The sequence below is a fragment of the Paenarthrobacter ilicis genome (assembly GCF_016907545.1).
Classification (GTDB): Bacteria; Actinomycetota; Actinomycetes; order Actinomycetales; family Micrococcaceae; genus Arthrobacter; species Arthrobacter ilicis.
In genome coordinates, this window is record NZ_JAFBCD010000001.1 from 3,184,131 (window position 1) to 3,200,710 (window position 16,580).

At 64.3% G+C, this 16,580-nt stretch carries 14 protein-coding genes and 1 pseudogene; 5 read left to right on the forward strand and 10 right to left on the reverse strand.

Annotated features, from left to right (window positions below):
• Positions 1-128 precede the first annotated feature (128 nt).
• Both JOE60_RS14520 and JOE60_RS14525 read left to right on the forward strand, forming a co-directional pair.
• Positions 129-824 carry a GNAT family N-acetyltransferase gene (locus JOE60_RS14520; protein ID WP_167264049.1) on the forward strand — a complete coding sequence of 232 codons (696 nt, stop codon included), beginning with the start codon at positions 129-131 and terminating at the stop codon, positions 822-824.
• 93 nt (positions 825-917) lie between these two features.
• Positions 918-3,260, forward strand: a complete 2,343-nt coding sequence (locus JOE60_RS14525) for a DEAD/DEAH box helicase (protein WP_167264051.1) — start codon at positions 918-920, stop codon at positions 3,258-3,260.
• A 44-nt stretch (positions 3,261-3,304) separates the two neighbouring features.
• Here the strand turns inward: JOE60_RS14525 and JOE60_RS14530 are convergent, their stop codons facing one another.
• The 7 genes and pseudogenes from JOE60_RS14530 to ssd all read right to left on the reverse strand — a co-directional run bounded on the left by JOE60_RS14530 (position 3,305) and on the right by ssd (position 8,514).
• On the reverse strand, positions 3,305-3,703 hold the full coding sequence (locus tag JOE60_RS14530) for an Rv3654c family TadE-like protein (RefSeq protein WP_338112516.1): 399 nt from the start codon (positions 3,701-3,703) through the stop codon (positions 3,305-3,307).
• The gene (locus JOE60_RS14535; protein WP_420851399.1) at positions 3,700-4,224 is read right to left on the reverse strand and encodes a TadE family type IV pilus minor pilin; all 525 of its coding nucleotides are present in this window, start codon (positions 4,222-4,224) and stop codon (positions 3,700-3,702) included. The genes JOE60_RS14530 and JOE60_RS14535 overlap by 4 nt, the downstream gene beginning before the upstream one ends.
• Positions 4,221-4,376: pseudogene (locus JOE60_RS14540) on the reverse strand (DUF4244 domain-containing protein); the annotation flags it as partial. The pseudogene JOE60_RS14540 and the gene JOE60_RS14535, both read right to left, overlap by 4 nt.
• A gap of 226 nt (positions 4,377-4,602) precedes the next feature.
• Entirely contained in the window at positions 4,603-5,217 is a 615-nt protein-coding gene (locus tag JOE60_RS14545) for a type II secretion system F family protein (RefSeq protein WP_167264053.1), read from the reverse strand.
• Entirely contained in the window at positions 5,217-5,756 is a 540-nt protein-coding gene (locus JOE60_RS14550) for a type II secretion system F family protein (RefSeq protein WP_239528868.1), read from the reverse strand. Before JOE60_RS14550 ends, JOE60_RS14545 begins: the two co-directional genes overlap by 1 nt.
• A gap of 284 nt (positions 5,757-6,040) precedes the next feature.
• Complete coding sequence (locus tag JOE60_RS14555; protein ID WP_167264217.1) at positions 6,041-7,333, reverse strand: TadA family conjugal transfer-associated ATPase; 1,293 nt, start codon at positions 7,331-7,333, stop codon at positions 6,041-6,043.
• 5 nt (positions 7,334-7,338) lie between these two features.
• On the reverse strand, positions 7,339-8,514 hold the full coding sequence (gene ssd, locus JOE60_RS14560; RefSeq protein ID WP_167264057.1) for a septum site-determining protein Ssd: 1,176 nt from the start codon (positions 8,512-8,514) through the stop codon (positions 7,339-7,341).
• 102 nt (positions 8,515-8,616) lie between these two features.
• On the opposite strand from ssd, the gene JOE60_RS14565 reads away from it, so the two are divergent.
• Complete coding sequence (locus JOE60_RS14565) at positions 8,617-10,302, forward strand: bifunctional 3'-5' exonuclease/DNA polymerase (protein ID WP_167264059.1); 1,686 nt, start codon at positions 8,617-8,619, stop codon at positions 10,300-10,302.
• A gap of 9 nt (positions 10,303-10,311) precedes the next feature.
• On the opposite strand, the gene JOE60_RS14570 is transcribed toward JOE60_RS14565, so the two are convergent.
• From JOE60_RS14570 to JOE60_RS14580, 3 genes are read right to left on the reverse strand one after another with little or no spacing between them, the layout of a single operon-like run.
• On the reverse strand, positions 10,312-10,989 hold the full coding sequence (locus JOE60_RS14570) for an NUDIX hydrolase (protein WP_167264060.1): 678 nt from the start codon (positions 10,987-10,989) through the stop codon (positions 10,312-10,314).
• Positions 10,986-11,780 (reverse strand): endonuclease III, encoded by a 795-nt coding sequence (nth, locus tag JOE60_RS14575; protein WP_167264062.1) that lies wholly within the window; start codon positions 11,778-11,780, stop codon positions 10,986-10,988. Before nth ends, JOE60_RS14570 begins: the two co-directional genes overlap by 4 nt.
• Before the next feature lie 11 nt (positions 11,781-11,791).
• Positions 11,792-13,084, reverse strand: coding sequence for a ribosomal eL19 family protein (locus tag JOE60_RS14580; RefSeq protein ID WP_167264064.1), 1,293 nt, complete (start codon positions 13,082-13,084; stop codon positions 11,792-11,794).
• A 472-nt stretch (positions 13,085-13,556) separates the two neighbouring features.
• On the opposite strand from JOE60_RS14580, the gene acs reads away from it, so the two are divergent.
• Together acs and JOE60_RS14590 are read left to right on the forward strand one after the other, a co-directional pair.
• Complete coding sequence (gene acs / locus JOE60_RS14585) at positions 13,557-15,560, forward strand: acetate--CoA ligase (protein WP_204814934.1); 2,004 nt, start codon at positions 13,557-13,559, stop codon at positions 15,558-15,560.
• 153 nt (positions 15,561-15,713) lie between these two features.
• Positions 15,714-16,502: a DeoR/GlpR family DNA-binding transcription regulator gene (locus tag JOE60_RS14590; protein ID WP_167264066.1), complete on the forward strand. Its 789-nt coding sequence runs from the start codon at positions 15,714-15,716 to the stop codon at positions 16,500-16,502.
• Positions 16,503-16,580 lie beyond the last annotated feature (78 nt).

Consider the following 16,580-nt stretch of genomic DNA (forward strand, 5'->3'; position numbering starts at 1 on the left):
TACTTGGTGCCGAAAAATCGGGTGCTTTCAGCGCTGCTCAAGATGCCCTGGTGGAGGAGAAGTCACAATTGCATCCCGGGGCTGGCATCTCTCTGTTGCTTCCCGGAGCACTGGCATACTCTCACTACATGAATCCAGACGCCTTGGTTGAAGACATTCCGCACCTCTTGGAGGTCTGGGTGGCCGGCTGGTCCGGTTGCCGCGGCTACGAGTCCCGCCATGAGGGCCGTTTCCCTGCCGCATTACGTGCCGACAAAACCGGCGACTGGGAGTATTTTGCCCACGATCCATCCAACGAGGAGTTCAGCACCCTCGCCTCCACAACAGCAGAAGCACCCAGCCGGATCCTGACGATCCTGACCAACGACGTGCAGCGCTATAAGTACTTGGCTGGACAGCACGGCCTCTCCGTGACCTCTGCTTCGCAAACCATGATGATCGTGGACATGGAAACCCAGGACGCCGAGGATCCATGGCTGCCGGACGACGATCTGGAGCTGGCCGTCTCCGAGTCCAACGGTGTCCACCACGCTGTTGTTCATTCCGGCGAGAAGGTGGCAGCCAGCGGCCGCGTGCATGTGGTCAACGGGACAGCCATCTTCGACAAGATTGTCACCGAGCCGGAATTCCAGCGCCGCGGTCTGGGCAGCTTCATCATGAAGGCCCTGGCCGCACAGGCATACTCCCACGACGTCCAAAACGGCCTTCTTCTGGCGTCCCTTGACGGGCAGAAGCTCTATTCCCACCTTGGTTGGGAAGTTGTGTGCCACGTCCTGATGATGTCTGCCAGCGGTTCAGAAGGATCGGATCTCTCAGGGGCGTAAGGGCACGAGGCGGCCAGCGGCGCTGCTTCCCCGGGCTGCGGCGCTTTGCCTCCCCGGTGAATCCGCAGAGGCGGACAGTGACAGAATGATTCGGTGGCCGCACCGAATTCGCTGATCTCCTTACTGGGCCGGACCCAGGACCCGGAGCAGCTCCGTCACGTCCACACCATTCCTGCCCGGAAGGCCGTCAACGAACCCTGGCCCGCGTGGGTCCACCCTGACATTGTGGACGCCTACGGGAATCTCGGAATCCCGGAGCCCTACCGGCACCAGGTACAGGCTGCCGACCTTGCCCACTCGGGCCAGCACGTGGTTATTGCCACAGGCACTGCGTCCGGCAAATCCTTGGCGTACCAGCTGCCCACCCTGGATGCGATACATCGCTCTGAACTGCGGGTTCTCTCAGAGCCGGGCAAAATTCACGACGACGGCGCCGTGACTTTGTACCTCTCGCCCACCAAAGCGCTGGCCGCCGATCAGCTCGCCGCCATCCGTTCACTGAAGCTGCCTACCGTCCGGGCGGAAACCTACGACGGCGACACCGACATGTCCTCGCGCCGTTGGATCCGTGATCACGCAAACTTCATCCTGGCCAATCCGGACATGCTGCACTTTGGCATCCTTCCCAACCACACGTGGTGGGCAAGGTTCTTCCGCCGTCTCCGCTACGTCATTGTGGATGAAGCCCACAGCTACCGTGGAGTTTTTGGCTCGCACGTCGCAAACCTGATGCGACGCCTCCGCAGGATCTGTGCTTACTACGGTGCAGGAACCACCTTTCCGGAGCCGGTGTTCATCGCAGCCTCCGCAACGGCCTCCGACCCGGCAGTCTCATTTGGCCGGCTTATTGGCGCACCGGTTCGCGAAGTTTCCGATGACTGCTCCCCGCACGGTTCCACCACAGTGGCCTTCTGGGAACCCGCCCTGACCGACGTCAAAGGCGAAAATGGTGCGAAGCAGCGCCGGACCGCCGTCGCCGAAACGTCCGACATCCTTGCCAACCTGGTGTCCTCCCGGGTGAGGACAATCGCCTTCATCAAGTCCCGCCGAGGCGCCGAATCCATTGCCTCGATCACCAAACGTCTTTTGGATGAGGTGGACCCCAGCCTTCCGGGCAGGGTGGCTGCCTACAGGTCCGGCTATTTGCCTGAAGAACGGCGAGCCTTGGAGCAGGCTTTGAGGTCCGGCCAGCTCCTGGGGGTTTCCAGCACCTCGGCCTTGGAACTGGGCATAGACATTTCCGGCCTCGATGCCGTTCTGGTAGCCGGCTGGCCAGGAACGCGCGCCTCCCTGTTCCAACAAATCGGACGGGCCGGGCGCGCGGGCCAGGACGCAATCGCAGCCTTTGTGGCCAGCGATGACCCCTTGGACACCTACCTGGTGAACCATCCGGAAGCCATCTTCGACGTCTCCGTTGAAGCTACGGTCTTCGACCCCGGCAATCCGTACGTTCTGGGACCCCACCTCTGCGCGGCGGCCGCCGAACTGCCGATTGGTGCTGCGGAACTGGAACTTTTCGGCCCCACGGCCGAGGGCCTTCTTGACCGCTTGGTGCTCCAGGGCTATCTCCGCAAACGTCCGGCCGGATGGTTCTGGACCCATCCCGAAAGCGCAGCGGGAATGGTGAATCTCCGGGCAGACGGTGGCGGGCCCGTCAGCATCGTGGACACGGAAACCGGCTCCCTTCTGGGCACCATGGATTCTCCGCAAACCCACTACCAAGCGCACACCGGCGCCATATACGTCCATCAGGGTGAAAGCTACCTGGTGGAAGACCTCAACGAAGCCGACCATTGCGTCATGGTCCGGCGGGTCAATCCGGACTTCTACACCACAGCCCGCGATGTCACCCAGATTGAAGTGCTGGAAACCTCCCGCTCCGTCCAATGGGGCGATATCACCGTTCACTTCGGCGACGTCAAAGTGACAACGCAAGTGGTCTCCTTCCAACGCAAGGCACTGATATCAAACGAGATCCTCGGCGAGGAACCGCTGGAGCTCGGCGCAAGGGATCTCTTCACCAAAGCCGTGTGGTTTGTGGTTGAGAACAGGACGTTGCATGGAGCAGGTCTGGTGGAAGCACAATTCCCAGGTGCGCTGCATGCCGCCGAGCACGCAGCCATTGGGCTCCTGCCCTTGGTGGCTTCCAGCGACCGTTGGGATATTGGGGGTGTCTCCACTGCCCTGCACGCTGACACCGGCATGCCCACCATCTTTGTTTACGACGGCCACCCCGGCGGCGCAGGGTTCGCCGAGCGGGGCTACGAGAAAGCCAAGACCTGGTTGTCCGCTACCCGGGATGCCATCAAAGCCTGCGAGTGTGAGGCCGGCTGCCCGTCCTGCGTTCAGTCCCCCAAATGCGGCAACAAGAACAATCCCCTGGACAAGGCAGCCGCCATCACGCTGCTGGACGTCCTCCTGAAGGAATCCATCTGATCCTCTGGGAGGTAGGGCTCCTCACAGGCAGCATTAGGTTTCTTCTATGGAGGAGGCCCAGCCTTGGCTCGCCCTGTCGCCACGCCCCACCGGAGCGGATGCGGTATCTCCGTGGTAACTTCCACTTGCTCACCCGCCACCACTGCACACGTGCTCAAGGTGGCATGCTGACGTCCGGCCACTTCCGCAGCCACGGCACACGGCTCCCCCGCGGACAGGCCGCGGGCCGCATCGGCCCCGGCCAATGCCGCGAGATCCGCCGCCGAAGCGGCACGGGAAGCCAGGACCCCCGCCTGCGCCAACAGCAGGACTCCAACCAGCATCGCTATCACCACCGTCCCCAGGCCAAGGGCGAGGAGGGTTCCGGAGCCGCTTTCGGAACTGACCGTGGCCTGACCGGCGGTCCCGGCTTCCGACCCACCGCTCCTGCGGATTACTTTCACCGCAGGTCCCTCTCCGCAATGGCAGAGGCGGAGGCGGTGAGGGTCCACGGCAGGTCCCTCTCCGCAATGGCAGAGGCGGAGGCGGTGAGGGTCCACGGCACCAACGACCCCAAAGCCCCGCCCACGGGTGAAGATGCAGTAACTGTGAGCCACTGTCCTTCAACGGCGAGACCCGGGATCACCGCGTCCCCGGCCAGCCGTCTCACGATCCCTTCCACGGCGGCAGGGGCCTCACCGCGGGCCGATGCCCTGGCTCCCGCCCTCACAGCTTCTTCGAGACGAAGTTGGGTGATACCCGCGGCACCTCCCGCCAGCAACATGGCCAGGAGCAGCACCACCGCTGGTAAAGCCACCGCAAACTCCGCCGTGACCGCACCGCGCTGGTTTGCACCGGTGCCGCGGCATCCCCTAAAACCCGGCACCCCTCCCGCGGCAGAAGCGATGGCCGCGGCAGAAGCGATGGCCGCGGCAGAGGCGGCGGCCGCGGCACAAGCGACGGTGCCGGCAGGCGCGGCTTTCACGGCATCGACAGCGCGGTGCGGATCAGGTTGAGCAGGAAGCCCCGGACCTCTTCGCTGCGCAGGATGACCACGAGCAAACCGGCAAGGCCGACCGCAGCCAAGGTGGCTATGGCGTACTCCGCGGTGGCCATGCCCGCCTCAGAACCAAAGCGTGGACGACGGGTTGACGGAGAGAACCTGTCTTCAGGGGCTGACGTGCTGACGAGGGTTTTCATTTCTGTTTCCTTTCGACGGGACAGGCGCTTCTGCCTGCACCCCTGACTCTTCCGCGATGGGATCCGCCGGGGTAGGAGCTGCCGTCCGCAAGTGGAAAACCCGGGCCATTGGACCCTGTGTGGAGGATTGGTCGGACAAGCGGCAGTGATCAACCAGCCGTGATCAACCGGCAGGCACCATGGCGATCAGCACGGGCACAATTCCCAAGCAGATGAAGGCGGGCAGGGAGCAAAGACCCAGCGGCACCACGAGTTTCACGCCCAAGGCCGCCGCCCTCTTCTCCGCCGCCCGGAACTGCTCCCTCCGCTCACGCGCGGCCTGCGCGTAGAGAATGGCTGCCGATGGCGCTCCTGTCAGGGCTGCAAAAGCGAGTGCTTCCTTCAGCCGTGCTACCTCCGGCGGGTAGGGCACGGGAGACCCCCAGGCGGTCCCCCAGTCGGCGCCCATGGCCAGAGCAGCTACAACGGGTCTCAGAGATGTGGCCACGGTCGGGTGTGAGCAACGGGCTATGAGCTCAAGCGACCTCCCAATACCCGCCCCGGCATCCAGCATGGACGCCACCAACTCCAGCATCATGGCAGTATCGCCAAGCCCATCAGGAGTCCCGTCAAGGCGCGCGGATTCCGGGGCATCCCCAGGATGCGCCACAGCCTGCGATCGTCCGTGCATCACCAGCCAGCGCCGCCTGGCACCTGCATTTCGAGCCGCATCCGAACAGCAAATGATGGATGCCATCACCAGGATGAGGACCATCAGAAGCGGGAAGGAGCCTGCCATCAGGTTCCTCCCGCAGCAGCAGCCACCAACCGCGATGACCACACACGCCCGGCCACGGTCAGCATGATTCCCGTGCCGAAGGTTGCCACGCCCACGATGTTCTGCAGGAGAATTCCCACCGGATCTACGCCCAGGGCCATGCCAAGGACCAGCCCCAGGACGGGGAGCCAGGACAGCAGCTTCACCGTGGCCTTGGGACCGGCGAGAGCTGTTTGACGTGCGGCCTCGGCGTCCTCCTCCGCAACCAATTGGGCGGCGAAGCGGGTGAGCAGGTCTGCCAGGGGGCAGCCGCTGGTCTCGGCTACCTCCAGGCACGCTGCGATTTCCATCCACACACGCCGCTCGGAGCTGCCACGTCGGGGGTAACTCCGGGCGGTGGAGGACCGGATTGCTGCGGCAGGAGAGGCACCCACGGCGGACGCGGCGCGGGCTGCTGCAAGCACTGCCTTGGATTCCTCCGACAACGCAGTTGCAGCACCGGCGGCATTCGACCCTTCCACGGACTGCCTGATCCGTTGCCGCAGGGTTGGGCTCTGCATGGATGCTGATTTGTTAGGGCCAGCATGCACCAACCACAACTCCTCCCAGAGCTGCGCAGAGCCCCGCCCGCCCCGGAGCAGGGCCGCAAACTGCTGGACAAGAACCACCAAGGACAAAGCCTCGGGGCGCTTTTTGCCGTACGGAAACGTCAAACCTGCGAAGCGACTCGCCCGATCCCGTGCAGCCGCTGGACCAAGAGCCTGCCGGAGCCGACGCCGGTCAGCACGCTTTCCTGTGAAATGCAGCCAAACAGCGCTTGCCGCGACCAGCACCATCGCAACGATCATGCCAGCACTGAGTTTCCGCGGGTGGGTTGTCCGGAGTGGCGTCCACTTCGCCGCGCCCCAGGCGCTCCGCCGCTGCTGTCTGTGAGCCCCAGCCGGGTGGCGAGCTCCGGCCAGGCCGGCCCGTAGGCAACACCCGGCTCAGGGGCTGATCCCGCAAAACCACAACTGAGCGCCGGTGAGACTTTCTGCCCCTCAGGGGAGTCAGTGAGTACGCCAATGGAAGTGATCCTGCGGCCCCGCGGGGTACGGTCCACATGGATCACGACGTCCAGTGCACTGGAAACCTGCAGCCGCACTGCTTCGGCGCTCAGCCCGGCAAGGGCTCCAAGAGCCACCAGCCTCGCGGGCACGGCCTCGGCAGTGTTCGCATGGATGGTCCCGCCACCGCCAGTGTGTCCGGTGTTCAGGGCCGTCAACAATTCCCGGACTTCTGCCCCGCGGCACTCACCCACAATGAGCCTGTCCGGCCGCATGCGAAGGGCTTGGCGCACCAGCTCACCGAGATCCAAAGCACCGCCGCCTTCAAGGTTTCCGTGGCGTGATTCGAGAGTGACAACGTGGGGGTGAACGGGGTTCAGCTCCGCAGCGTCTTCGATCAGAACCAGCCGCTCCGCAGGGTGGCTGAGGCCGAGCATGGTGGAAAGCAGCGTTGTCTTCCCCGATCCCGTGGCTCCGCTGATCAGGAAGCTCAGTTTCCGGGACATGATGGCGCGAAGTACCGCCTCCACTTCCTGCGGAAACATGGCGCCGGCCCTGAGTTCAGCCAAAGTAAAGACCTCTTCACGGCGGATGCGGACGGACAACAAGGTGCCCGCTGTGGAGATGGGAGCCAGCACCGCATGAACGCGGTAGCCCCCGTTCAGCCGGACATCCACGCACGGCGAACCATCATCCAGCCGACGCCCACCAGCGGAGATCAAGCGCATGGCCAGTGACTTGATCTGTTGTTCGGTGTCGAAATGAACCGTAGACCGTTCGAGTCCCCGCCCGCGATCAAACCACACTGATTCCGGCCCATTGACAAAGATGTCCGTCACCGCAGGATCCTGGGCCAGTTGTTGGAGCGGTCCGAGCCCGTTGAGTTCGGCATTGATCGACTCTGCTGCCTCCAATGCTCCAGCGGCGCCCAACAACTTTCCGCTCGCCTGAACGGCGGCGGCCACAGTGGAAGCAGTCACTGGTCCGGCGCCTGCCAGGACGGACTCCCTGACAGTTTCGAGTAGAACGGCGTCCAGCCTCCTCCCCTGCTTGCGGCTGGAATCTGCGGAGGAGCGCGAAGTCCCGGACAGCCGGTTCACCGTCCTCTGCCCTTCACTTCCGGCCCGGCACCTTTTACCCCGAAACCGGTCTCGGGGGCCGCCCCATCCCGGGGCAGGTTCAAGACGGCGTCGGCAAAACGTCGCACCTGTTTGCGGCGCCCGAAATCCAACAGCCTGCCCGCTTCCATTCCCTCCGGTACCCCACGCACCTCCGGAACCACCCCTTTGAGGGGCACTCCCAAGGACTCAGCAATCATGACCGGGTCGACTGACGCTGACGCATTTCCGCGGATGAGCAGGCCGGCGTCCGTATACGGCATTAGCGAGAGGACGCGGGCAGCTGCCACCGCGGGTTTGAGATAGGCCAGGCACTGCAGCAGCATGGTGTCGCATCCCCAGGCGAAGCCCATGATGCACTCCGAATCCCGCCCTACGTCCACCACCGTGAGTTCGAAGCCCCTCCGGGCGGCGTCCATCACGGCCTCCACTGCACGGGACCCCGGAATCCCAAAAGCCTCGGGGGTGCCAGGCCAGGAAAGGCAGGAAAACCCTCCCACCACGGGAAGGGAATCGCGGAACTGTGTGGGATCGATGCTGCCCACGGTTTCGGCGAAGTCCGGCCACCGCAGGCCCGGGACATCGTGGTCCGTCACAGCCAATTCCAGACCCCCGCCCCATGGGTCGCCGTCCACCAGCAGGGTGCTGATGCCGTGGGCGGCGGCTGCCTGGGCAAGCCACACCGCTGTGGTGCTGGCACCCGCTCCGCCACAGCCCCCAATGACTCCGGTCACCACACCGCCAGGCTCCGGCGACCCCGTGATGAGCAAGTATTCGGCGAGCCAGGCAGCGGCGTCGGGGAGCACCGCCACCCGCTCAGCCCCGAGGGCAGTGGCTTTTCCCCACAAGCTGTCTCCTTCGCCGTTCCTGCCGAGCAGAACCGTGGGCGGCCGCCTTCGCGGGGGCAACTCCTTGATATCGCTCCCCACCAGGACCACATCCGAGCTGTCCCAGTGGCGGGTTGCGGCGTCCTCGTCCGCGGCAATCCATAATTCGCCGCCGGCAGCCGCCACAATCCGTTTGGCTTCTTCCTGAAGATAGGCATCGCTGGAAACCAAAAGAGTGCGGACCGTGACCGGCGGCAGCCACTGACTCTCCGAAACCACTCCTGCGTGCCTGTTGTTGTTCCGTCGCCTGCTGTTCTCCATGCTCATGACACCCACATTCGAGGAATTGGGGGCGGACCATAAGCCGCAATCTCCCCTATGTGCATAACTCAGCACAGGTACCCCGCAGGGCAGGGCAGAATAGGAGGCATGTATTTGCTGCTCGCCGCCCACCTGGACGGCGCAGCCATACAGAGGATCTCACCTTCAGGTAAACCAACGGCAGACCCCCGGCTTGTCACGCGAGGCGAGCTGGCCGGCGTCGTCCTTGAGCTGGAAACCCAGCGTCCCAGATGGGTGTGGCACCGTACCCAGGACTGGTTGCCCGGACTATTGGCCAACGGCGTTGAGGTGGAGCGGTGCCACGATCTGGCCCTCTGCGCCGCCATCCTTGCGCATTCGGAACTCACCGCGCACACGGACTATGCCCGCAACGCGGTCAAGATCGTCCAGGACGACGACTCGACCCCGCCCCGCACACTTCTCTCTCCGCCGCCGCCTGTGGATCAGGGCGCCTTGTTCGATGACATCACGCCGCAGGTTCCCCGGGCAGGACTGGCGGAGCTCAGGGAAGAGTTCGCGGCCCAGCAGCTCGCGGTCTCACAAGCAGCAGAAGAGAAGCAGCGGAACCTTCAGCTGCTGCTCGCAGCAGAATCGGCCGGGGCAATCATTGCCGCGGAGATGCAGCACACCGGTGTTCCATGGCGTGAGGATCTCCATGAACAAATCCTGGCCGACGTGCTGGGGTCGCGGCCACAACCCGGTCACAGGCCGCCGGCGTTGGAAGCGCTCTGCGCCGAGCTCCGGACCCTGCTCAACTCCCCCAGCCTGAACCCGGACTCGCCGCAGGACCTCATGCGCGCCCTCCACCGCAACGGCATTGAGGTCAAAAGCACCCGCCAGTGGGAACTCCAGGAATACAAACACCCGGCCATGGAGCCGCTGCTGGTTTACAAGAAGCTGTCGCGGCTTCATACCGCCAACGGTTGGGCATGGCTGGACGCTTGGGTGCGGGACGGTAGATTCCACCCTGAGTACGTGGTGGGCGGGGTTGTCTCAGGCCGTTGGGCATCGAAAGGCGGCGGCGCGCTTCAGATTCCGCGCAATATCAGGGCCGCAGTGCATGCCGATCCCGGCCACAAATTGATTGTGGCCGATGCCTCACAGCTGGAGCCGCGGGTGCTGGTGGCTTTGGCGCAAGACACGCGGATGGCCGAGGCTGCCCGGGACAAGGACCTCTACGCGGGCATTGCTGCGCAGGGTTTCGGCGGGGACCGGGCCAAGGCAAAGATGGCCTTGTTGGGCGCCATCTACGGCGCCACCACTGGCGAGTCCGGTCGCCTTATGCCCCAGCTCACCCGCACCTATCCACACGCCGTGGGGTTCGTTGAGCAGGCCGCGCGCCAGGGCGAAGCCGGGAGGACCGTGACGACGCGTTTGGGACGCAGCAGCCCACCGCCGTCGAACGCCTGGAGACGGAGCCAGCAATCCACCACCGCGGAGGAACAGCGCCGGGCGGACAATCTTGCGCGGTCCCGCGGCCGCTTCACACGGAACTTTGTGGTTCAAGGCTCCGCGGCAGAGTGGGCGGCCTGCTGGCTGGCGGAATTACGACGGCGGTTGCGCGCCGCGCGCTTGGAAGGCTCACCTTCCGGGGAACTCGTCTTCTTCCTTCACGACGAGGTCATGGTCCATGCCCAAGATGCGGCGGTGGACGCGTGCGTCAGGATCATCGAGGAGTCCGCGGCCGCAGCCAAGGAATTGATGTTCGGCAGGATTCCAGTGGAGTTTCCTGTGAGCCTGGCCGTGGTGGATTCCTACGATAAGGCGAAGTAGAACAGCCCGTCAGAGGTCGATGTCCTGCTGCTTACTGGGGTCCCAGGGGACAGTCCAGCCGAGATCGTCAAAGAGCCCGCTCAGCACCATTCCGGTGAAGCCCCACACCAGAACACCGTTAACAGTAAAGCCTGGGCTGGTGTAGGTACGGCCGAAGCGGGTGATGGTGGCGGTGACGCGATTGGCGGGGTCCAGGAGGTCGCGGACCGGAACGCGGAATACCTGCGCCGATTCCGCGAAGTCCACCACGCGGACCGGTGACGGCGAGTCCCACCAGGCCAGCACGGGAGTCACCCGGAAATTACTGCGGATCAGGCCAAGCTCGGGCATCTCGCCCAAAACCCGGACACCGCTGGCATCCAGACCGGTTTCCTCCACCGCTTCCCTCAAAGCAGCCGCTATGACCGAGTCGTCTTCAGGGTCCACGCTGCCGCCGGGAAACGCCACCTGGCCGGGGTGGTCATCCAGGGTGTGGGCCCGTTCCAGCAGCAGCACATCAAGATCGGCAGGAGCAATGTCCCGGCCGGACTGGGCGGGAACATCATCCAGTGCGCCGAAGAGCATCAGGACGGCCGCGGCCCGGTTGGTCTCCGCGTTGACGGGCAGCTGGTCCCACAATTCAGAGTGTTTCTGCTGGCCGGCTTCCACCCGTTCAACCAAGGCCGTCAGGTCCTCTAGGGCCGTCACTGAGGCCTCCTTTGCGATTCCATGCGGATCTCAGCCGCCCTGTCCGTCTCCGCCAACAGTTTCTCCAGCAAGGCTTCATTCCCCGGCGCGAGCTCGTACTTCAAAAGCTTGGCGGCCTTGACGGGATCAGTCTCCCCATCGCCGTAACTTGGGCAGAGGCTTGCCACCGGGCATGCACCGCACGCGGGCTTCCTGGCATGGCAGATCCGCCGGCCATGGAACACCACACGGTGGGACAGCATGGTCCAATCCCTGGGTTCGAAGAGCTCTGCCACATCGAACTCGATCTTCACGGGGTCCTCGGAATCGGTCCAATTGAACCGCCGCGCCAACCGTCCGAAGTGCGTGTCAACAGTAATGCCGGGAACGCCGAAGGCATTTCCCAGAACCACGTTGGCCGTTTTACGGCCGACGCCGGGCAAGGTCACCAGGTCTTCCAACCGGCCGGGAACCTCGCCGTTGTACTCATCGACCAGACGGTTGCTGAGAGCCAGGACATTGCGCGCTTTTGCCCTGAAGAAACCCGTGGGTTGAAGAATGGTCTCCAGTTCAAACTGGTCAGCTTCCGCAAGGGCCCGGGCATCCGGATACCGTGCAAAGAGAATTTTGGTGACCTGGTTGACCATCACATCCGTGGTCTGGGCAGAGAGCACCGTGGCCACCACAAGCTCAAACGGGTTACGGAAATCGAGTTCCGCGTGCGCGTAAGGGTACTTGTCTGCCAGGACCCTGTTGATCTTGCGGGCCCTGCGTTTGAGTGCAAGCAGGGAGCCTGCTCCGGTGGCGGCCACGGGCTTTTCGCCTAACCGCGCTCTACGTTGCTGAGATCCCGGAGGACCCCAACCTTGCCGTCAGTATCCTGGACCAGGAATTCGTGGCCGCGATCCTCAAGAGCGAGCACCCAGCCGCCGGGTTCAATGGTGAAGGCCGGAGCGCCGGAGTGCTCGTCGTAGGCCGTACGGGGCTGCGCAACGGCAAACCAGAAGGCCTCATACGCCGGGCCATCCGATTCTTCGGGCCGGCTGGCGGGGTCCACCGTGGCACCAATGGAGTCGCTCACCTTGCGGGTATCGCCGGAGACCACCGGCGTGGCCATGGTGGCCGCCCACGGCTGCTGCGGCGCGGCCGGAGCCGGCGCGGCCGGAGCATGCGCGGCCGGAGCCTGCGTGGAGTGGGCCTGCGTAGTAGCAGGCCCGGTGCTTGCAGTCATGTCCGTGCTTGCAGACGCGGGAGCAGCGGGCGAGTCTCCTGAGGTTGCCGGCGCTGCGGCTTCGCGGGAATCTGCGTCGGCAGCGTGAACGACGGCGGGTGCTGACTCAGCGGACGACGCGGAAGTACCGCCCGGCGTCGCCCCTGCTGCAGCCGGCACAACAGCCGACGCCGCCGGCGTGTAGGTGTTGGAGGACGCGGGCGGCGTGTAGGTCCTGGAGGCCGCGGTGGAGGCTGAAGAAGTACCAGGCTTGGCTTCCTTGGGGGCCGCCGGCTTGCGGCTGGGAACAGCGGCCTCGCGGGCAACTACGTGGGCCGGAACCTCCTGGCGTCCTTTGAAATCAGCAGATAGCCAGGGCAAGTGCGGTGCCAGCACAGTGGCTGCCAGCAGGCCAACGGATCCAACCATTCCCAGAAGCACACTGCCGTTGTAGGAGTTGGCGATTGTCAGGAAGAACAAGGGGAAGGCGAAGGAAGCAATCACGGAGGCAAACTGGTCAATGGACAGCGACCCCACGCGAATGACCGTTGTGGGCTGCAGACGCCGGGCGACGAAGAGAGCCACCACAATCAGCGGCAGGATGATGCCCAACAGGATGAAGAACAGGTTTCCGAGGTTCCACAGGTTGTACCGCTCGCCGAACATGGGCAAGAGGGAGCCCACGAACATCAGAAGGACCGAACCAAAAACCGTCAGGTCGCGGATAGTGAAAGGCCCGGCGGCGGCGTCATACTTACCTGGGTTGCCGGCAGCGGGAGCCCCGGTGGCAGCCGGCGTGGCCCGGGGGCCTGCGGCATCCTTGGCACCTGCAGGGGTGGCCGTTCCAGCTTTGGTGTCCGGTCCCGTCGGGTTGGAATCGTGCGGGCCTGGGCTCAGCTGGTTCATCTGTTTCTCCTTCGTATGGCGGCGCCTTGGACAGTCCGGCCCGGTACTTCGCGACTGATGAGTGCGATGACCGGACACGCCAGAAGATGCGTCCCAAGACCTTTTCAGCCTATGCCACCCCACTGACAGGGTTCCAGCGGGAAACGGCCATTCAGCTCCGCCCACAGCAAACTCCAAGGTGCCTTACAGTGCTTACCCCGGAAAGCAGGCGGCCGACAACAGAGAAGCCCTTGGGTCGTTGTGCGTCATGTAAACGTTTCCCCACCACACCCGGCGCCATTCGGCGCTAAAAAAGCGCCGCTCACTGCCGTGTTTGTGACCACGCACACGTAGGACCTTTCGAAGCGCTAGTGTTGTTGGCGGACAGCACTCTGCGGACCTTCCACTGGACACGCACGACGCCGTGACGCGGCTTTCGTGCTGATCCTGCGGAATCAGCCGCAGCAAAGATCGATGAATAATGAGGTTCACCATGTCCCAGGACACCACCGGATCCACACACGTCGAGGCCCTCGAAAACCTCCTCCACGAGAACCGCAAGTTTGCACCGTCTGCGGAGTTTGCCGCGAATGCGGTGGCAACAGCGGACGCCTACCAAGAGGCCGAGGCTGACCGCCCCGCGTTTTGGGCCAAACAGGCCCGCGAGCTGCTGACGTGGGACAAAGACTTCACCGAAGCCCTTGATTGGTCCAACCCGCCGTTCGCCAAGTGGTTTGTGGGCGGAGAAGTCAACGCCGCGTACAACGCCCTGGACCGCCATGTGGAAAACGGCTTGGGAGATCGAGTCGCCATTTACTTTGAAGGCGAACCTGGCGATACCCGCACGTATACCTATGCCGAACTCACCGAAGAGGTCAAGAAGGCAGCGAACGCGTTTGAGGCACTCGGCGTTGCCAAGGGCGACCGGGTGGCCGTGTACCTGCCCATGATCCCTGAAGCCGTGATTACGCTCCTTGCCTGCGCCCGGATCGGCGCAGTGCACTCCGTGGTGTTCGGCGGCTTCTCTGCGGACGCCCTGCGTTCCCGGATCGAGGACGCCGAAGCCAAGCTGGTGGTCACCGCCGATGGCACGTACCGCCGTGGCAAGCCCAGTGCATTGAAGCCGGCCGTGGACGAAGCCCTGTCCAAAGAGGGCCACACGGTCCAGAACGTAGTGGTGGTCAAGCGCAACGGCGAGGACGTCAACTGGGTGGAGGGCCGCGACCTCTGGTGGTCCGACACGGTGGACAAAGCCGCAACCGAGCACACCGCCGTCGGGCATGACTCCGAACACCCGCTGTTCATCCTCTACACCTCCGGCACCACCGGCAAGCCCAAGGGCATCCTGCACACCACCGGCGGCTACCTCACCCAGGGCGCCTACACGCACAAGGCCGTGTTCGATCTCCACCCCGAAACGGACGTGTACTGGTGCACCGCCGACGTCGGATGGGTCACCGGCCACTCGTATGTCACCTACGCGCCGCTCATCAACGGCGCCACCCAGGTCATGTACGAAGGCACCCCCGACTCCCCGCACCAGGGCCGCTGGTGGGAAATCGTGGAGAAATACAAGGTGTCCATCCTCTACACCGCACCTACCGCGATTCGGACGTTCATGAAGTGGGGCCGGGAGATCCCGGACAAGTACGATCTCTCCTCCATCCGCGTCCTGGGGTCCGTGGGCGAATCCATCAACCCCGAAGCGTGGATGTGGTACCGCAACGTGATCGGCGGCAACGCCGGCAAGAACGGTGAGCGCAAAGAGAACCCGGCCCCGATCGTGGACACCTGGTGGCAGACCGAAACCGGTGCTCAGATGATCGCGCCGCTGCCCGGCGTCACGGCCACCAAACCCGGCTCTGCGCAGGTCCCGCTGCCCGGTATCGCCGTGGACGTGGTGGACGAAAACGGCGCATCGGTGGCCAATGGCGAAGGCGGCTACCTCGTGGTCCGCGAACCGTGGCCCTCCATGCTCCGTGGCATCTGGGGCGACCCGGAGCGGTTCAAGGACACCTACTGGTCCCGTTTCGAGGCCATGTACTTCGCCGGCGATGGCGCCAAGAAGGACGAAGACGGCGATGTGTGGCTCCTGGGCCGCGTGGATGACGTCATGAACGTTTCCGGGCACCGGCTCTCCACCACGGAGATCGAGTCCGCGCTGGTCAGCCACCCGTCCGTTGCCGAAGCCGCAGTGGTAGGCGCCGCTGACGACACCACCGGCCAGGCCGTCGTCGCGTTCGTCATCCTTCGTGGTGACGCCGTGGACAAGGGCGATGAAACCGTGCTGGAGCTGCGCAACCACGTGGGCAAGGAAATCGGACCCATCGCCAAGCCCAAGCAACTGCTGATCGTTCCGGAACTTCCCAAAACCCGTTCCGGCAAAATCGTCCGACGCCTCCTGAAGGACATCGCAGAAGGCCGCGACACCGGCGACGCCACCACCCTGGCGGACCCCGGCATCATGGCCCAGATCGCGGAGTCGCTCCGCAAGTAAGCACTGCCCGACGGCGCCGCTCACCTCCCATGGCGAGCGGCGCCGTCGTCGTTATGACAGTGGTGCGGTGCCTTACCGGCCCGTAGCGGCGCCGCACCCTACACTGGAGCCAGACTCAGCACGACGCTTGACGAGGTTCCCAGAAAGGCCCTGATGCTTCAGGCAGCACGCCACTCCGCCATCCTCGAGGCCGTTCAGCGCGAACGCGTTGTCCGGGTCACGGACCTTGCCCTCCTGTTGGGGGTCTCCCCCATGACGGTGCGCCGTGACATCGAGGCGCTCGAGGAAACCGGCCGCGTGGAGCGCATCCACGGTGGAGCCAAACTGCCGGGCGACGCGGGCACCCACGAGCCTGGATTCGAACTCAAATCCACCCAGTTGATGGCTGAAAAGCAGGCAATCGCGGTGGAAGCGGCCTCCATGGTCCAAGAGGACATGGCCATCGGGTTGGGCGCCGGAACCACCACCTGGGCGCTGGCCAAGGAACTGGTGAACGGGCCGCGCATCACGGTGGTCACCAATTCCGTGCGCATCGCCGATCTCTTCCACCACGGTGCATCATCCGGTCCCGGTCGATTCGGCTCCACCGTGATTCTCATTGGCGGCGAGCGCACTCCCTCTGATGCGTTGGTGGGCCCCATTGCCACGGCGTCACTGAAGCAACTCCACTTGGATGCCCTGTTCCTTGGCGTGCATGGGATGGACGCCCGGGCCGGGTTTACCACCCCCAACCTGCTGGAAGCCGAGACCGACCGTGCTTTCATGGCGTCCTCCAGGAGCACCGTGATCCTTGCGGACCACAGCAAGTGGGGTGTCATGGGCATCGCCTCCATAGCTCCACTGGAAGAAGCTGACGAGCTCATCACGGACTCGCTCCTGGGCGAGGACGCCCGGCGGGTACTGGCCGAGAACGTGGCCAAGCTGCGGATCGCGGCCCCGTAACTCATACCGCGGGTGGAGGCAGGTCCGCGGAGTTCAGCCGGTGGACTGACGCGGCAACGGCGCCCTGAAGGCGATGGT

What these genes read in the sequence shown, in the direction of transcription:
- JOE60_RS14565 (WP_167264059.1), top strand. Translation starts at nt 8,617, where the DNA reads ATGTATTTGCTGCTCGCCGCCCACCTGGACGGCGCAGCCATACAGAGG.
- JOE60_RS14580 (WP_167264064.1), bottom strand. Translation starts at nt 13,084, where the DNA reads ATGAACCAGCTGAGCCCAGGCCCGCACGATTCCAACCCGACGGGACCG.
- JOE60_RS14550 (WP_239528868.1), bottom strand. Translation starts at nt 5,756, where the DNA reads ATGCAGAGCCCAACCCTGCGGCAACGGATCAGGCAGTCCGTGGAAGGG.
- JOE60_RS14545 (WP_167264053.1), bottom strand. Translation starts at nt 5,217, where the DNA reads ATGGCAGGCTCCTTCCCGCTTCTGATGGTCCTCATCCTGGTGATGGCA.
- ssd (WP_167264057.1), bottom strand. Translation starts at nt 8,514, where the DNA reads ATGAGCATGGAGAACAGCAGGCGACGGAACAACAACAGGCACGCAGGA.
- acs (WP_204814934.1), top strand. Translation starts at nt 13,557, where the DNA reads ATGTCCCAGGACACCACCGGATCCACACACGTCGAGGCCCTCGAAAAC.
- JOE60_RS14520 (WP_167264049.1), top strand. Translation starts at nt 129, where the DNA reads ATGAATCCAGACGCCTTGGTTGAAGACATTCCGCACCTCTTGGAGGTC.
- JOE60_RS14590 (WP_167264066.1), top strand. Translation starts at nt 15,714, where the DNA reads ATGCTTCAGGCAGCACGCCACTCCGCCATCCTCGAGGCCGTTCAGCGC.